Origin of the sequence: Pseudomonas sp. FW305-28 (assembly GCF_017351395.1) — a bacterium.
GTDB lineage: Bacteria > Pseudomonadota > Gammaproteobacteria > Pseudomonadales > Pseudomonadaceae > Aquipseudomonas > Aquipseudomonas fluorescens_AA.
In genome coordinates this window covers 21,989-38,312 of the sequence record NZ_JACNDD010000063.1, presented here as the reverse complement: position 1 = coordinate 38,312, position 16,324 = coordinate 21,989, and the positions used below count along the sequence as shown (strand labels likewise).

The 16,324-nt window shown below is 61.8% G+C and carries 12 protein-coding genes; 7 read left to right on the top strand and 5 right to left on the bottom strand.

Features of this window, described 5'->3' with window-relative positions; translation table 11 throughout:
• Positions 1–357: 357 nt before the first annotated feature.
• Genes J4E53_RS16230 through J4E53_RS16220 form a run of 3 tightly spaced genes read right to left on the bottom strand, consistent with a single transcriptional unit; the run spans position 358 to position 3,265 of the window.
• A complete protein-coding gene (locus J4E53_RS16230) occupies positions 358–1,377 on the bottom strand; it encodes a TRAP transporter substrate-binding protein (RefSeq protein ID WP_060742181.1) in 1,020 nt (339 codons plus the stop codon).
• Positions 1,378–1,427: 50 nt separating this feature from the next.
• Positions 1,428–2,708, bottom strand: a complete 1,281-nt coding sequence (locus tag J4E53_RS16225; protein ID WP_060742180.1) for a TRAP transporter large permease subunit — start codon at positions 2,706–2,708, stop codon at positions 1,428–1,430.
• A complete protein-coding gene (locus J4E53_RS16220; protein WP_103310168.1) occupies positions 2,705–3,265 on the bottom strand; it encodes a TRAP transporter small permease in 561 nt (186 codons plus the stop codon). Before J4E53_RS16220 ends, J4E53_RS16225 begins: the two co-directional genes overlap by 4 nt.
• 928 nt (positions 3,266–4,193) lie before the next feature.
• Here J4E53_RS16220 and wecB point away from each other — a divergent pair.
• The 5 genes from wecB (at position 4,194) to J4E53_RS16195 (ending at position 13,303) form a co-directional block, all read left to right on the top strand.
• The gene (gene wecB / locus J4E53_RS16215) at positions 4,194–5,426 is read left to right on the top strand and encodes a non-hydrolyzing UDP-N-acetylglucosamine 2-epimerase (protein WP_081015479.1); all 1,233 of its coding nucleotides are present in this window, start codon (positions 4,194–4,196) and stop codon (positions 5,424–5,426) included.
• 36 nt (positions 5,427–5,462) lie between these two features.
• A complete protein-coding gene (locus tag J4E53_RS16210; protein ID WP_103310170.1) occupies positions 5,463–7,676 on the top strand; it encodes a hypothetical protein in 2,214 nt (737 codons plus the stop codon).
• A gap of 12 nt (positions 7,677–7,688) precedes the next feature.
• Entirely contained in the window at positions 7,689–9,803 is a 2,115-nt protein-coding gene (locus tag J4E53_RS16205; RefSeq protein ID WP_060742177.1) for a glycosyl transferase family protein, read from the top strand.
• On the top strand, positions 9,800–12,343 hold the full coding sequence (locus tag J4E53_RS16200) for a bacteriophage N4 adsorption protein A (RefSeq protein WP_103310172.1): 2,544 nt from the start codon (positions 9,800–9,802) through the stop codon (positions 12,341–12,343). Before J4E53_RS16205 ends, J4E53_RS16200 begins: the two co-directional genes overlap by 4 nt.
• Positions 12,344–12,520: 177 nt before the next feature.
• Entirely contained in the window at positions 12,521–13,303 is a 783-nt protein-coding gene (locus J4E53_RS16195; protein ID WP_103310181.1) for a hypothetical protein, read from the top strand.
• Here the strand turns inward: J4E53_RS16195 and hpaR are convergent, their stop codons facing one another.
• Both hpaR and hpaA read right to left on the bottom strand, forming a co-directional pair.
• A complete protein-coding gene (gene hpaR / locus J4E53_RS16190) occupies positions 13,304–13,726 on the bottom strand; it encodes a homoprotocatechuate degradation operon regulator HpaR (protein ID WP_060742174.1) in 423 nt (140 codons plus the stop codon).
• Between the two features lie 62 nt (positions 13,727–13,788).
• The gene (gene hpaA, locus J4E53_RS16185; protein ID WP_103310175.1) at positions 13,789–14,694 is read right to left on the bottom strand and encodes a 4-hydroxyphenylacetate catabolism regulatory protein HpaA; all 906 of its coding nucleotides are present in this window, start codon (positions 14,692–14,694) and stop codon (positions 13,789–13,791) included.
• 184 nt (positions 14,695–14,878) lie between these two features.
• On the opposite strand from hpaA, the gene J4E53_RS16180 reads away from it, so the two are divergent.
• On the top strand, positions 14,879–15,556 hold the full coding sequence (locus tag J4E53_RS16180; protein ID WP_103310177.1) for a fumarylacetoacetate hydrolase family protein: 678 nt from the start codon (positions 14,879–14,881) through the stop codon (positions 15,554–15,556).
• Complete coding sequence (locus J4E53_RS16175; protein ID WP_060742171.1) at positions 15,553–16,323, top strand: fumarylacetoacetate hydrolase family protein; 771 nt, start codon at positions 15,553–15,555, stop codon at positions 16,321–16,323. Before J4E53_RS16180 ends, J4E53_RS16175 begins: the two co-directional genes overlap by 4 nt.
• The last annotated feature ends 1 nt before the right edge of the window (position 16,324 follow it).

The following is a 16,324-nucleotide window of genomic DNA, read 5'->3' as shown; positions in this document are numbered from 1 at the left end:
ATGTTGACTGACCCACTGCAATCGCGAGCAAGCTCGCGCCCACAGGGGAATTGTGGCGTATGCGAATCCTGGGGCTACCCCAAAACAACTGTGGGAGCGAGCTTGCTCGCGATGGCGTCAAGTCAGTCACATTGATGTTGACTGACCCACTGCAATCGCGAGCAAGCTCGCTCCCACAGGGGAGTTGTGGCGTATGCGCATCCTGGGGCTACCCCAAAACAACTGTGGGAGCGAGCCTGCTCGCGATGGCGTCAGGTCAACCGCATTGAGGTTGGCTGACACACCGCCATCGCGAGCAGGCTCGCTCCCACGGAGGACCTCCTGTGACGGGGTCTGTTCCGGACAGGCCCATTCACCTCACTGTGCCGCGCGCACCTTGGCGATTTCCTCGTACATCGTCTTCACCAGGTCGCCATCCAAGGATTTGGCGAACTTGTCGACTACCGGTTTTACCCGCTCACGCAAGCGATCTTTCTCGGCTGGGGTGATTTCATTGACGGTCATCGCGGCGGCCAACGTGGCCTTGGCCTTGTCCATGCTCGCCGCCGTGACTTCACGCTGGAATGCTTGCGCCTCGGCCGCGGCCGCGCGAATCATCGCTTTTTCATCGTCGTTGAGGCGGTTCCAGGTTTTCTGGCTGATGATCAACGATTGCGGATTGAAGATGTGCCCCGTGACGGAAAGGTACTTCTGCACCTCGTAGAACTTGTTGCCCTCAATCACCGTGAAAGGGTTTTCCTGGCCGTCGATGGTGTGCTGCTCAAGGCCGGTGTAGACCTCGGGGAACGCCATCGGCACGGGGTTGGCGCCCAGGGCGGAGAAGGTCTCCAGGTAGATCGGCGACTGGATCACGCGAATCTTCAGGCCCTGCATGTCTTCAAGCTTGGTCACCGGATGCTTGCTGTTGGTCAGGTTGCGAAAGCCCAGGTCCCAATAACCCAGACCTACCAGCCCTTTGCTGTCCAGTTGCGCCGCCAGTTTCTGCCCGACCGGCCCATCGATGACCGCATGGGCTTCCTCGACGTTGTTGAACAGGAACGGGAAATCGAGCATGGCGTAATCCGGTGCCTGGGCGGCCAGGATGCCGGAGTTGAGCACCGTGATGTCCAGTGTGCCGCCCTGCAACGCCGACACCGTTTGCACATCACCGCCCAACGTACCGCCGGGGAACAGGCGGACCTTGATCTTGCCGCCGCTCTTCTCGCTGAGCAGGTCGGCGAACTTCTGCGCGCCCTGGCCCTGGGGGTGTTCCTTGACGTTCTGGAAGGCGAATCGCAAGGTCCGCTCGCGGATTTCGTCCGCGTGGCTGGCCACGCCGGTCAACAGCAAGCCCGTCGCGCACGCCCCGGCCAGCAGGGTTTTCATCAGTTTTCCCATGTCACTCTCCGATCGTTATTGTTTTTAAGGTCGAGCTAACAGCACCGGTGTTAGCCGGTGAAGAATTTCAACGGCCCCAGGACCAATTGCGGGAACAGGACCAACAGGAACAGCACCACAAACTGCGCAAACATGAACGGCCACACCCCGCGCACGATTTCCTCGAAGTCCAGCTTGGCCACTCCGCAAACCACATTGAGCACCGTGCCCACGGGCGGCGTGATCAGGCCGATGGCCGTGTTGATCAGGAACAGCACGCCAAAGTACACCGGGTCGATCCCCGCCTGGATGACGGCCGGCATCAGTACCGGGGTGAGGATCAGGATGGTCGGGGTCATGTCCATCACCGTCCCTACCAGGATGATCAGCACCATCATCACCAGCAACAGAACGGTCTGGTTGTCCATGAACGGCGCCAGCAGCTCCGCCAGTTGGCCCGGCAGGTCGGCGATGGTCACCAGCCACGATGAAACCATGGCCGCCGCCACCAGCAGCATCACCACCGAAGTGGTCTTGGCCGAGGACAGGATCACTTCGTACAACTGGCTGACCTTCATTTCCCGGTAGATCACCAGGGACACGAACAGCGAATAGACCGCCGCGACCACCGCCGCTTCCGTGGGCGTGAAGATGCCGAATTTGAGGCCCAGGATAATGATCAAGGGCAGGCCCATCGCCCAACTGCCATCGAGCAACGTGCGCAGCACTTCGGCACGGGAACGTTTGGGCGGCGTCTCGACGTTCTCGCTGCGGGAGATGTACCACCAGGCAACGGCCAGCGAAGCCCCCAGCATCAAGCCCGGTACGATCCCGGCCAGGAACAGCTTGGAAATCGACACCCCGGATGCCACACCAAAGACGATGAAGCCAATGCTCGGCGGAATGACCGGCGCGATGATGCTACCGGCGGCGATCAGCCCGGCCGAGCGCCCTCGGTTGTGCCCGGCCAAGACCATCATTGGTACCAGCAACGCCGCCAGCGCCGCCGCATCGGCCACGGCCGAACCGGACAACGATGCCAGCAGGCAGGAAGCGATGATCGCCACGTAACCGAGGCCACCGCGCTTGTGCCCTACCAGCGCCATGGCGATGTTGACGATGCGCTTGGACAGGCCACCGACGTTCATGATTTCGCCGGCCAGCATGAAGAACGGCACGGCCATCAGCGGAAAACTGTCCGCGCCGTTGAGCAGGTTCTGGGCAATGATTTGCGCATCGAACAGATCCAGGTAAACCATCAACGCCACGCTGACCACCAGCAAGGCAAACGCGATGGGCATGCCCAGTGCCATGCTGCCGATCAAGGACCCGAGGAAAATAACCAGCGTCATGGGCGGGTACTCTTGATGGAATCAGGGGTGCCGGGGTGATGAGTGATCGCCTCGGCGTCGTTGTCCTTGACCATCACCAGCTCGTCATCCCCGAGCTTGCCGAACAACGCCAGGTAGAGCTCGTAGAGCAGGATCGGTGCGGCACTGGCGCCGAACACCAGGCCGGCGCCATAGAACAGCGCCATGGACAATCCCGATGCCGGGGCGACTACGTTCAGGTTGATCGCCGCCTGTTGCCAACTGCCACTGAAGATCAGCCAGCAAATGTACAACATCAGCAGATGCCCGATGACCAGGCAGATCCGCTTGCCTGCCGACGGCAAGCGCTTGACCAGGCTATCCATGCCCAGGTGGGCACGGTCCTTGAGCGCCACCAGGGCACCGAGAAAAATCATCCAGACGAAGAACCAGCGCGACAGCTCCTCCGACACACTGATGCCGGAGTTGAAGGCATAGCGCAGCACCACATTGCCGAACACCAGCACGATCATTGCGAGCATGCACAGCACGATCAGCAGCTTCAGCAGCTTGAAATACAAATCGACGACTTTTGCCATCTTGAAGACCTCTCGGGGTGTCGAGTGCCGGGTTCCAAACCGGAGCGATAGAACGGCGACGGTGTCCGCTATCGAATCCAAATGGAGGTGTTCCGAGGGGCTTCAGGCCAGGAGCGCCAGACCGAGGGAGAGGTGTCGGGCGTTTGCAGACAGGTTCGCATGAGGTGTTCCTCTATTTTTTATTATGGTCTTGGCAATGCGTCGCAAGACGTATGTGGCGCCTAAAATGTACCACCCGGTTAGTTCGGTCAATATCCCAGGCACGAACGTATTACAAAGCGTGCGATTATCGGCTAGAGGGACAATCGATTTCCGCGACACCCGATGGGTTTAAGGCAGGCCTCAAGGCGGGTGGCTTACTTAAGGATCGCGCTGTTTTGCGAAGACTAATAATGCGTATCGCAGCCCCTGAACTACTTAAACAAAAACTCAAACTAAATTGAACTTTCATCAACTTGTAAGACTTGGCACTTAGGTACTAAAGCTTGCGCCCAACTTGACAATATACAGGCGTCATTCTAATGACGAACCCAAGGCTTACATAAACGTTGGCGCTTTCTGTCAAAAAATCGACAGCCGCGCGCATTGCTGTGGCCACGGCAATTCACAAAGCCTTAAAAACCAATAAAACCCTTACTAATCAAATAGTAATAAACAAAATAAAATTGATGCCGAGCGCCTCCCTCCAGCCTTTAATGAACGCTTTAAAAAAAATCATCGAAACTTCACATATAAAACTTTGCGACAACGATCTTTAATGTTATTAATTTGACGGTTCAGATCGCAAGATGCCACTACCGTCACGTCCTGTGCACGCAGGTATTTGCCTGACTTTCAGATTTACTAACTTAAACCGCTTGCCTGACCAGTCACCTACCGTGCCTGGATGGCTGTTGTGCGGCGCAGAAAACTGCGCGAGGAAGGCGTCATCGCAACTCAAGACTCACGGATCAAGATCCTTTCGATCTTCGGTACCCGTCCCGAAGCCATCAAGATGGCTCCTTTGGTCAAGGCCCTCGCCGCCGAACCAGGCATTGAATCGCTGATCTGCGTCACCGGCCAGCATCAAAGCATGCTCAAGCAGGTGTTGGATCTGTTCGATCTCAAGGCTGATTTCACCCTTGATGTGATGACGCCGCACCAGACGCTCAACTCCCTGACTGCCGCCCTCTATAGCGCCATCGACCCGGTGCTGGAACAGACCCGGCCGGATCGGGTGCTGGTCCATGGCGACACCACTTCGGCCATGGTGGCCTCGATGGCCGCCTTCCACCGGCGCATCCCCGTAGGCCATGTCGAAGCCGGGCTGCGCACCGGTGATATCTACAGCCCATGGCCGGAAGAAATGAACCGTCGCTGCATCGATCTCAGTGCCGACCTGCTGTTTGCCCCTACCGGCCAATCACGGGACAACCTGCTGGGCGAACGCCTGCAGGGCCGCTGCCTGGTGACCGGCAACACGGTGATCGATGCACTGCAACTGACTGCCCAACGTATCAATGACGATGCCCGGTTGCGCGGTGATCTGGACCAACAGTTCCCGTTCCTGCAAACCGGACGCAAGCTGCTACTGGTGACCGGTCATCGTCGGGAAAACTTCGGCGAGGGTTTCCTGGACATCTGCAAGGCCTTGCGCGAGCTGGCCCAGCGCACTGATATCCAGATCGTCTACCCGGTGCATCTCAATCCCAACGTACTGGGGCCGGTGACCGAACAACTGGGTGACCTGCCCAACGTGCACTTGATCAAGCCCCTGGATTACCTGGCGTTCGTGCGCCTGATGCAACATGCCCACGTCATCCTCACGGACTCCGGCGGTGTGCAGGAGGAGGCGCCGTCCCTGGGCAAACCCGTCCTGGTGATGCGCGACGTCACCGAGCGCCCCGAAGCCGTGGCCGCCGGTACCGTGCGCCTGGTGGGCACGTCCCCGGCCTCGATCATCGCTGGTGTGAACGCGCTGTTCGACGACGTGGCCTTGTGGCGTCGTACCTCTCAGGCGATCAACCCCTACGGCGATGGCAAGGCCAGCCAGCGCATCGTCGACACCCTGATGGGGCGTGCAGTCGACGACTTTGTCGTGGGTCAGGTGCAAGCGGCCCACGAGCCGTCACACACGCCGCTGTCCGAGCCACGCGAGTTGCTCGCCGATTTCACCTCATAACTGCTACCCACCCTTATCAGATCGAGATTTGCCTGAATGAAGCCTTCCGTTGCCATCCCTACGGGCGCGCTCAGCGCCCTTGCCTGTGGCCTGAGCCTGCTCGCGCTCATGCCAAACTTTGCCCTGGCTGCGGATAGCCCGCTCACCCAGGCAATCAACCGACTCAACGCCGATACCCGCCAGGAGCGTGAGATTCGCTTGAGCGACCTGGGCATCACCGCGCCAATCCTGCTGGGTGCCAGCGACGCTCGACGCGAACTGTATTTGCCGGTACCCGCCGGCGTGACCCTGAGCGATGCGACACTGCAACTGGACGCCAGCTATCTCAATGGCGAAGGCGGCCGCAATACCATGCTGCTGTCGCTCGATGGCTATCCGGTGCGCGCCGAAGGCCTCAGCGAGGCGCAGGGCGATGCCAGCGTCAAGCTGGGCGTAGACCAGGCCCCACGGGACAACGGCCTGGTACGCCTGGGCATTGCCTGGTCGTCGGTGGTCTCCCGGCCGCTGTGCGAAGAAGACCGGGTCATCGGCAACGTGCTGCGCATTCAGCCCAATACCCGCCTGAACTACAGCTACGATGCCAGCCAACTGAAGGATGTCGGCGCCGCCTGGGCGACACTGCCGGCCAACCCTGGCATTCTGGTCGCACCGGGCTCGTTGTCGGCCGGCAGCTATGATGCTGCCTGGCGATTGGGCGTGGCCCTGGAGCGGATCGGCAAGCATGCCCGTATCCTGCCCTTCCCTGCCCTGCAGGACAGCGTCGACCTGAGCAATCTGCGCGTCCCGGCCGAACTGTTGAACATTCCCGCCTTCGCCAGCCTCAATGGCAAGGGCCAGCATACCTTGGCCAACCCAGCCGAAATCGGTGCGCTGCTGATGCTTGGCCAAGTGCCGAACCTGCAGGCCGACCTGGCCATCAGCGACCCGCAACTGCTCCAGGCCATCAACCAGTCCATGGATGCCTTGCAGAACCAGGTCCAAGGCGTCGACGCCACGGCGGCAGCGGCCTTGACCCAATGGCGCAATGCGCACGTCAACGCCGCCCTGGTGGGCACCGGCACTGACAACGTGCGCCTGGCGCTGCTGGGCACTCGCCCGGTGCTGACGATCGCCCCGGATGCGACCGGCAAAGCCCTGTCCTTGCTCGGCTCTGCCTGGAACAAACTGGCACGCAGCCGCCAGTTGACCGTGAACGAAGCGCAAACGCCGTTGAGCGAAGATGGCCGCGTGGCCCTGTCGCGATTGGGCGGCGCTCCCGGTAACTTCGACGTGGCCTCGCGATTCGACTGGAGCACTTCGTTCCCTCTGGGCAGCGTGGCGTATGACGGTCGCCTGCCCGTCACCGCAGTGGTCGACGTCTCCGCCGCACCCGGCGCTTCGGACACCGCGCCCGTGGCCTCGCTGTTTTTCAATGACTTCCTGATCGGTGCCCAGCAACTGACCACCGATGGCGAACCACAACGCATCCAGGCTCACATCCCACGCTACGCCCTGGGTTCGAAAAACGTACTGCGCGTCTCGTTCCAGCGCCAACCGGTCAGCGACCGTTGCCTCGAAACGCCTCAGGCGTTCCCGGTGTCCGTACTGCCTACCAGCCATATCGTGCTGGACAAAACCTCCCTGGGTGACGATTTCGCCGGCATCGCCGCACGCTTTGCCGTAGACACCCAAGTGCTCGTTCCCCAGGCATACCTTGACCATCCGGCCAGCAGCCTGGCCCAGGTGATCTCGGTGGCCGACGCCTCGGGTGTTTCGCCGCTGCGCGCGCAGTTGAAAGTCAGCACCGATCCGAAAGCCGCCGTCAGCCCGGACAAAGCGTTCCTGGCTTTCGAACTGCCGCTCAAGGACAGCAAGGAGTCGGTCCAGGTCGACGAGCAGGGTCACCTGCGGATCAACCACAAGGACCAGGTGATGCTGGATGTGCAGCGCCTCAACCAGTTGGCATCGTTGCAAGTGGTGCAGACCTCGGGCCAGCACGGCCTGGTCTATCGGGCCCTGGGCGACCAGCCCCCGAGCCTGGCCAAGCCGGTCGTACTGACTCGTGGCGATGTGGCGATCCTGGGCGACAACGGTGCCGTGGCGGTCTTCGATACCCAGGATCCCAACGGCAGCCAGTTGATCGGCGAGGAAGAACCCAAGGGCCTGGATGCCTGGCGCAAACCGTCACTGCTTTGGCTGATCCCCGGTGGCATTGCCTTGTTCCTTATCTTGTTGCTGGCTGGCCGTAGCGCCCGCCGCAATCGCCAGTAACGGTAACCTTTGATGACGTCGCTTTATTGGCCCTATTGGCTGGCCCACTACTACAACTACCTGGAAGCCGCGACCATTGTGGTCGCGGTACTGATCCTGATCTCCAGCCTGGACGATCTGATCATTGACGTGTGGTACTGGTCTCGTCGCCTGTACCGCAAATTCACCGTGGACCGCCGCTATCGGCCGCTGACCGTCGAGCAATTGCTGGCCCGGGACGAACAGCCCCTGGCGATCATGGTCCCGGCCTGGCTGGAATACGACGTCATCGCGCCGATGATCGAAAACATGGTGTCGACGCTCGACTACCAGAACTACGTGGTTTTCGTCGGCACCTATGTCAACGACCAGCGCACCATCGACGAAGTCGAGCGGATGCGCCGGCGTTACAAGCAGTTGCACCGCGTGGAAGTGCCCCATGCCGGGCCGACCTGCAAGGCTGACTGTTTGAACTGGGTGATCCAGGCGATTTTCCTGCACGAGAAAACCCATGGCATGACCTTCGCCGGCGTCGTGTTGCACGACAGCGAAGACGTGCTGCATCCGCTGGAATTGCGCCTGTTCAACTACCTGTTACCGCGCAAGGACATGATCCAGTTGCCGGTGGTCTCGCTGGAACGCAACTGGTACGAATGGGTGGCGGGCGTCTACATGGACGAGTTCGCCGAATGGCACGGCAAGGACCTGGTGGTGCGTGAAAGCATGACCGACACTGTGCCCTCCGCCGGCGTCGGCACCTGTTTTTCCCATCGTGCCCTGCGGGTGCTGGCCGGTGAAACCGAAAACCAACCGTTCAACACCGACAGCCTGACCGAGGACTACGACGTTGGCGCACGATTGGCCAAGGTCGGCATGAACGCGATCTTCGTACGCTTCCCGGTGCAGTTCCGGGTGCTGCGCAAATCCTGGTTCCGCAAACCCTATGAATCGACCCTGACGATGCCGTTGTGCGTGCGTGAATTCTTCCCCGACACCTTCCGCACCGCCTTCCGGCAAAAGGCCCGCTGGACCCTGGGCATCGGCCTGCAAGGCTGGGAACAGATGGGCTGGAATGGCTCGCTGGCCAACCGATACCTGCTGTTTCGCGACCGCAAGGGCGTGGTGACAGCGTTCATCAGCATCATTGCCTATGTGATCCTGGTGCAACTGCTGGGCCTGATTATCCTGCGCAACAGCGGCTTGTGGGACGTCAGTTTCCCTACGCCCTTTGAAACCAATGGCGTGATCAAATACCTGTTGCTGGCCAACGGCGTTGCCTTGGCCTGGCGGATCGTGCACCGCTATTACTTCACCACGGTACTGTACGGCTGGCAGCACGGTTTGCTGTCGATCCCGCGCATGCTGGTGGGCAACTTCGTCAACTTCATGGCCGCCTCTCGCGCCTGGCGCATGTTCCTGGTGGGCAAGGTCATGAACCGCAAGCTGGTCTGGGACAAGACCATGCATGACTTCCCGTCCACCGACCTGGTCGCCACCGCACCACGCCGCCTGGGCAGTGTATTGCTGTCCTGGCAAGCCATTACCGACACCCACCTGCAAAGCGCACTCGACGAACAGCAGTCGCGCAATGTACCGCTGGGTCGGATTCTGCTCAATAACGGCTGGCTGGACGACGAAACCCTGGCCGAAGCCATTGCGTTCCAGAATGACCTGCCGCGGGTCTTTGAAGTGGCCCAGAAAGCAGCGGCCTCGACGTCGTCGCTGGCCAGCGAGTTTGCCTTGCGCTGGCGCGTCATTCCCTTGGGGCGCAACGGCGAAGGACGTGAACAGATCGCCGTCGCCAACCCACTTTCCGCTGAAGGTCTGCAACAGATCAGCGCCGAATTGGGCAGCGAGCCGGTGCAATTGATCGCCCGGGAGAGTGAAATTCTCGCGTTGTTGCGCCGATTGCCAGCGAACAACGGCCATGCCGTACCGAATGCCCGCGCGCCGCTGCTGGGCGACCTGCTGATCGAAATGGGCCTGCTCGATCGCGATCAGTTCAGCCACGCCATGCTGCAGTATCGTCCGCAGCATCACGGCCGGATTGGCGACTACCTGGTCGACAGCGGTGTATTGCCCCGGGCAACGATCGAACAGGTGGTGGCACGCCAGCACAGCCTCTACCCAATGGAGCTTCCGGCATGAACCGCCCCCTTCTGACCCTCTTGGCCGCGGGGCTGAGCCTGATTCCCGTGCTGGCGTCTGCCGAGACATTACCGCTGCCGTTGACAGGGCCGGCCTACACCGCCGCCAACGAGGCCTACAGCGCCTACGAGCGCAAGGACTACGACCTGGCCATCGCCAAGGCACGCGAAGCCCTGCGCCAGCGCGCCGACGTGACGCGCTTGAACACACTGATCGAGCTGGCCGAACGGGACAAGAAACTGCGCGACCAGCCGCAGACCGCCCGGTCATCCCGCGCCGCGCCGGCAGCACCGGGCTTCGCCGCCGCGTCCCAAGGCTTCAAAGCCTATGATCGCGAACAATTCGGCCTGGCCGCGCAATCGGCCCGCAAGGCCATCACCCAGGCACCCCGTCGTCGCGAGTATCGATTGCTGCTGATCGATTCCTTGCAGCGCCAGCAACACTTGGAAGAAGCCGACCAGGCCACCACGGATGCCCTCCGGACCTTCGCCAACGACAACACATTGCTGCTGCGTCGCCAAGCGATTCGCCGTCAACTGGCGGTGCCGGTGGCGACCCAGGGCTACCGCGCCCTGGAGCAAGGCAAGGCGGCCATGGCCGTGAACCGCGCCCGTAAAGCGGTGACCTTGGCTCCGGAAGTTTCCGCCAATCAGCAACTGCTCATCAGCGCCCTGCTCGCGGCCAAGGACTACCCCGCCGCCGAACAGGCCGCGACAAACGCCCTGGCACTGGACGACAGCAAGACCGCCCCGTGGGTCCTGCGCAGCTATGCTCGCGAGCGTCAAGGCAAGACTCCGGCGGCCCAGGCCGACCTGAACCACGCCTTGGCCCTGCCCGGAGTGACGGCCGGTGAACGCCGTGACCTGCGCCTCTTTGCCGTCGACGCTACGCTGGCCCGAGGCGAACCTCAGCAAGCCCTGAACCAGTTGCACGCCTTGGGCAGTGACGACAGTGATGAAGTGACCCGCCGGCGTACCGCCGCAAGCATGGCACTGCGCCACAAAAACAAAGGGTTCACCACCGCCGTTCAATTTGCGCCGCCGCCCCTGGAATGCCAGGAAAGCACTTTCGGCCTGACCTGCGCCATCTGGCCCGGCAGCGCCCACGACGCAGGCACGGCGCTGGCCTCCCAGGCCTATGCCGCCCTCGCCCGCAAAGACCCGGCAACCGCGGTCGACTTGACGAATCAGGCCATTGCCCGTGCGCCACGGAATCCGTCCTATCGCTACCTGCTGGTCAGCGCCCTGACGGATCAGAAACGCTTGCCCGAAGCCATCGCGGCGGCCAGCCAAGGCCTGCAGGCCACTGGCGACGACGCCCGACTGTTGGTCATGCGTGGACGCCTGCGCCAACAAACCGGGGACGATGCCGGCGCCCGCGACGACTTTACCCATGCCCTCGCGCTGGGCACCCTGCCGGCCTATGAAGAAGCCGGGCTGTATGCCGCCATCGGCCAGCGCCGCACGGCTCGTGAGCGTCTGCAAGAGGCACGCAGCAGCGGCGAGCTGGCCTCGGTCAGTGACCTGCAGCTCGCTTACCTCTCGATGCAGGCCGGCGACGATGAAGCCGCCCACGATGCGTTCCGCAAGGCCGATGCGGCCACGCCACTGAAGCCGGCGGCAGCCCAGGACGCCGCCTACAACGCCATGCGTGTCCATGAGGACGACGAATCCGTCGCATACTTCAAGCGCGTGATCGATGGGCAAAAAACTGCAGAAACGCCCATGTCCGCGCAACAACTGTTCGATACCCGTCGCACCGTGGGTGACGTTTCGCGCAGGATGGGCCTGACCAGTACCACCAGCTATCGCGGCTCCAGTGGCCTGAGCGGAGCGCCGAGCACCAATAACAGCGGCGGCAGCGAAAGCAACGACCTGCTGCAAAACAGCACCGAACTGTCCTGGCGCCCATTGGGTTATCGCAACGCCCGCTTTGTCGAACTCTACGGGCGTATCACCGACACCCTGTGGAGCAAGAACAGCGACTCGGACACCGGTGCCGATGCCCTGCAGGGCGCCGTTGGCGTACGGGTCAAACCCTTCAGTTCGGTCAACATCATGGCCGCCCTTGAACGCACGTTCCCGCTCGGCTCTTCTAATGTCGACGGCGACTGGCTGGTGCGCCTGGGCTACGGTTCGAGCATCGGTACCGACCTGCGGGTCGATGTGCCGAGCTGGTGGACCTCGCAGTTGTATGCCGAGGTCGGCCATTACATCAATGACTCGCGCAATTACTTCAACAGCGAATGGCAAGTGGGCCGCAGCTACGCCATCGGCGGGACCGGTTCGCGTTGGGTGACCTTCCCCCATGTCGTCGCGGCGATCGACTACGATTCGAAGATGAAGAGCGAAGCCGGTGGCGGCTTTTCTTCCGGCGACGCCGGAGGCATCGGGATAGGAAACAACGTACGCTACTGGTTCCGGGAAGACGCCTACAACGCGCCACGCTCCTATGTGGATTTTTCCCTGCAATACCGCGCCAGGGTGTTCGGCGAGGATCGCGCCAAAGGGGTGTTCGCGCGCTTGACCTACTCCTACTGATCCGCTGGGTGTGCCAGTCGGTCCATCGCTACGAAAAGCGGCTCGTCTTGCCGAGCCGCGACTACACTGCATCCAGAAGGAACTTGTTTGAAAAGCTTCGCAACGTTCATCCATCGCAAGACTGTCGCGGCACTGTTACTGGCCGCGCTCCTCGCCGCAGGTACAGGGACGTACTACATGACCACCCGCACGGCACCGAACATCGTCGGCATCGTCTGGCAGCCGGACAACCAGACCGTCGGCATCAGCGGCAATTGGGAAAAACTGGGCGTGCACGAGCTACTGGTGCAATGGACGGTGGTGGACGACCAGGCCTTCGTGCCCGGCACCGGCCTGACCAGCGTGCCGGTACTGCCGGATTGGGCGCGCATCGCCAAAGCGCCCTGGGCCCAGGATGTCATCCTCGGGCTGGCGGGTTATTTCAGCGAGAACCGCTCTCGGGACGATATCGAGCAACTGGCGGCGCTGTCGGAGCGCATCGCTGGGCTGCCCACGCCATTGCATGTCACCGGTTGGTATTTTCCGGCTGAAGTCGACCCCAGTTGGTCAGGCGCCACGGAGTTGCCAGCCCTGCTCGCCAAGCTGCCACGGCCGCTGTGGATCAGCGTCTACGACGGTGCCAACATCGGCCCCGCCGCCACCGCTGACTGGCTCAAGCAATGGCTGCCAAACGACATCGGCGTGTTTTTCCAGGACGGCGTCGGCGTCTACGCCCGCACCGCCCCGGTGGCCCGAAACTACGCCGATGCCCTGCGCGATCGGCTTGGCAAGGATCGTGTGCGGATCATCGTCGAAGCCTTCCGCCCCCAATACGGCGGTGGTTTCCGCGCCGCCACCGTCGCCGAGCTCAAGCCACAACTGGCGGCCTATTCGGGCTACCCACTCTACCTGTTCGATGGCCCGCACTACATGGCGCCTGCGTTAGTGGAGCAACTGAAGCAAGCCCTGGCCACGCCTTGATCAAGGCTTGATGTTTTTCAGCTCATTGAGCAAGGCGAGCAGTTGCTGCATCTTTTCCTCGCCGAACTGTTCTTCGATCCGCCGGTAGTTGCCTTCCATGCCCTCGCTCATCGACACGAAGCACTGCTGGCCGCGTTCGGTCAGGCCGACGAAAACTCGGCGCTGGTCCTGGCTGGACTTCTGCCGACGCACCAGGCCGTCACGCTCCAGGCGACTGAGCACACCGGTCATGCTCGGCTTGAGAATGCAGGCCTGATGGGCGAGCTGATGACTTTCCAACTCACCTTGCTGGTGCAGGATCCGGATCACCCGCCATTGCTGCTCCGTCAGGTCATGCTGGTTCAGCGCCGGGCGGAAAAAAGCCATCGCTGCTTCGCGGGCTTGCAACAGGGTCAGGGTCAAAGAAGGTCTGGGGTTGGCCATGTTCGAACTGTGTGGATGGGCGAGTCGGCAGCTTAGTGTCGCTGTCACAGGGCTGCAAGCGCTCAACGCAACCCCGATTGCCGTTGGCGATACTCCCCCGGCGTGAGTTGGGCGTAACGCTGGAAAAACCGACTGAAATACGCCGGGTCCTTGAACCCGAGCTGGTAGCAGATTTCATTGGCCGAGCTGCCGGTGAACAACAGCAGTCGCTTGGCCTCCTGCATCAGCCGCTCCATGATCAGGCGCTTGGAAGGCAGGTCGGCGATGCGTCGGCACACGTCGTTGAGGCGCGCCTCGGTCACGCCGATGCCCTCGGCGTAGCGCGACAGCGGCCAATGTTGCAGGTAGTGGGCTTCGATCAGCTCGTTGAAGCGATGAAAGATCTTCAGGTCTTCATGCCGTGCCGGCCTGGCTTCCAGGGAGTTGGAACACAGCCGCAACAGGCTGATCATGATCAACCGCGTCAACCCATCCAGCGCCGCGCTGCGCCCCGGACGCCCCGCCACGACCTCCTCGCTCAGCGCCTCGAACAAGTATTCCAACCGTCGCACCTCCCCCGCGTGCCCAGGCCCCAATTGCGCCAAGGCCACGCAGGCGGCCGGCATTTGCACGCCAGCCGGCGCCAGGCTCGGGTCGGCGTCGATCAACTGCCACACCAATTGCTGGCGCACCGTCAGCACATGCCCGTCACTGTCGGCTTCGGTCACGAAGGCATGGGGAATGGTCGGCGGAGTGAGGAAGAACATCGGGCCGGATTCGACGTACTGCTGGTCATCGAGGTACACGCGCACGGTGCCGCTCTTGACGTAGTGCACCTGGAAGAACCGGTCGTGGCGATGCACCGGCATGTTGCGCCCGAAAAAACCCGCCAGGTTGGCGAGCCGATCGTAATGCACTTCGGCGTCGCTGTAGCGCTGGTCATACACCTGACCAATGTTGATGTTCGGGATCGGCTGGCGGTCGGTCATCACGCAGGGCTCGTTTTTATTCTGATTCAGGTACCTGTCGCACTCATCCTGCACCGAATCCGACGAGGCAACCAGTGCCGGTCATTCTGTCACGCTTGACGATAGTTAACATCTTAATTATAACTGTTAACACATTAACAATAATCGCAGAGTCTCATCACTCTGCCATCGCCAGGAGACAAGCATGAGCCGTGCCCTGCATGACGTCGCGACCGGCACCCTGTTCGGGGTCGCATTGAACTACCAGGGGCTGCTGAAGCAGCGCCTCGCCGAGTTCGAGCAACCGCCCTACCAGAAGCCGCCGCTCAAGCCCGTGCTGTTCATCAAGACGCCCAATACCCGCAACCGGCACGGCGCCGAAGTGGTTCATCCGGGTCATGGCGAAAGGCTGCAACCCGGACCGGCCCTGGGCGTGGTGATGGGCAAGTCGGCCAGCCGCGTCAGTGCCGCCGAAGCCTTGGACTACGTGGCCGGCTACACCGTCGTCAATGAATTCAGCCTCCCGGAAGACAGCTATTACCGCCCCGCCGTCAAGGCCAAGTGCCGGGACGGCTTCTGCGCCATCGGCCCGGAACTGGTGCCGCTAGCCCAGGTGGCTGACCCCCACAGCCTGGCGATCACGCTGTACGTCAATGGCGAGGTGTGCCAGCAAAACAGCACGGCCAATTTCGTTCGCAACATTCCCCAGTTGATTGCCGAAATCAGCGAGTTCATGACCCTGCATGCCGGCGACGTCTTGATCACCGGCACGCCTGAGGGCCGGGTCGACGTATTGCCCGGTGACCGTGTCGAAGTGGACATCAGCGGCCTGGGCCGTCTGGTCAATACCGTCGTGGCCGAGGAAACAGGAGCAGGTTCATGAAGCACGCGCGCATTCGTTTTGAAGGCCAGGATCACGCCGTCACCGTTGAAGCTCACAACGCCGTACGCCTGGCGGACGGTCGCCTGCTGGCCGAGGACCAGGTCCAGTGGCTGCCCCCGGCCACCGGCAGCATGTTCGCCCTGGGCCTGAACTATGCCGATCACGCCGCCGAGCTGGCGTTCAAGCCGCCGACCGAACCCCTGGCGTTCATCAAGTCGCCCGGCACCTACACCGGCCATAACCAGGTGACCTGGCGTCCCGACAACGTCGCCTACATGCATTACGAGTGCGAGCTGGTGGCGGTCATCGGCAAAGCCGCGCGCAACGTCAAGCGCGAGGACGCACTGGGCTACCTGGCCGGCTACACCGTGTGCAACGACTATGCGATCCGCGACTTCCTGGAAAACTACTACCGCCCCAACCTGCGGGTGAAGAACCGTGACGCGACGACGCCCGTCGGCCCCTGGATCGTCGACGTGGCCGATGTGCCGGACCCGGGCAACCTGAAGCTGCGCACCTGGATCAACGGCCAGTTGCGCCAGGAAGGCAGCACGAAGGACATGATTTTCGACATCCCCTACCTGATCGAATACCTGTCCAGCTTCATGACCCTGCAGCCCGGCGACATGATCGCCACCGGCACGCCGGAAGGCCTGGCGGACGTGGTGCCCGGCGATGAAGTGGTAGTGGAAGTGGAAGGCGTCGGTCGCCTGGTCAATCGAATTGTCAGCGAAGCCGAGTTCTTCGCATCCCGTAAAGAGGCGTGAG

Bases quoted from the DNA above. Each gene is read 5' to 3' on its own strand.
- J4E53_RS16200 (WP_103310172.1), top strand. From the start codon at position 9,800: ATGAACCGCCCCCTTCTGACCCTCTTGGCCGCGGGGCTGAGCCTGATT.
- J4E53_RS16205 (WP_060742177.1), top strand. From the start codon at position 7,689: ATGACGTCGCTTTATTGGCCCTATTGGCTGGCCCACTACTACAACTAC.
- J4E53_RS16225 (WP_060742180.1), bottom strand. From the start codon at position 2,708: ATGACGCTGGTTATTTTCCTCGGGTCCTTGATCGGCAGCATGGCACTG.
- J4E53_RS16230 (WP_060742181.1), bottom strand. From the start codon at position 1,377: ATGGGAAAACTGATGAAAACCCTGCTGGCCGGGGCGTGCGCGACGGGC.
- J4E53_RS16180 (WP_103310177.1), top strand. From the start codon at position 14,879: ATGAGCCGTGCCCTGCATGACGTCGCGACCGGCACCCTGTTCGGGGTC.
- J4E53_RS16195 (WP_103310181.1), top strand. From the start codon at position 12,521: ATGACCACCCGCACGGCACCGAACATCGTCGGCATCGTCTGGCAGCCG.
- J4E53_RS16220 (WP_103310168.1), bottom strand. From the start codon at position 3,265: ATGGCAAAAGTCGTCGATTTGTATTTCAAGCTGCTGAAGCTGCTGATC.
- hpaA (WP_103310175.1), bottom strand. From the start codon at position 14,694: ATGACCGACCGCCAGCCGATCCCGAACATCAACATTGGTCAGGTGTAT.
- J4E53_RS16175 (WP_060742171.1), top strand. From the start codon at position 15,553: ATGAAGCACGCGCGCATTCGTTTTGAAGGCCAGGATCACGCCGTCACC.
- J4E53_RS16210 (WP_103310170.1), top strand. From the start codon at position 5,463: ATGAAGCCTTCCGTTGCCATCCCTACGGGCGCGCTCAGCGCCCTTGCC.
- hpaR (WP_060742174.1), bottom strand. From the start codon at position 13,726: ATGGCCAACCCCAGACCTTCTTTGACCCTGACCCTGTTGCAAGCCCGC.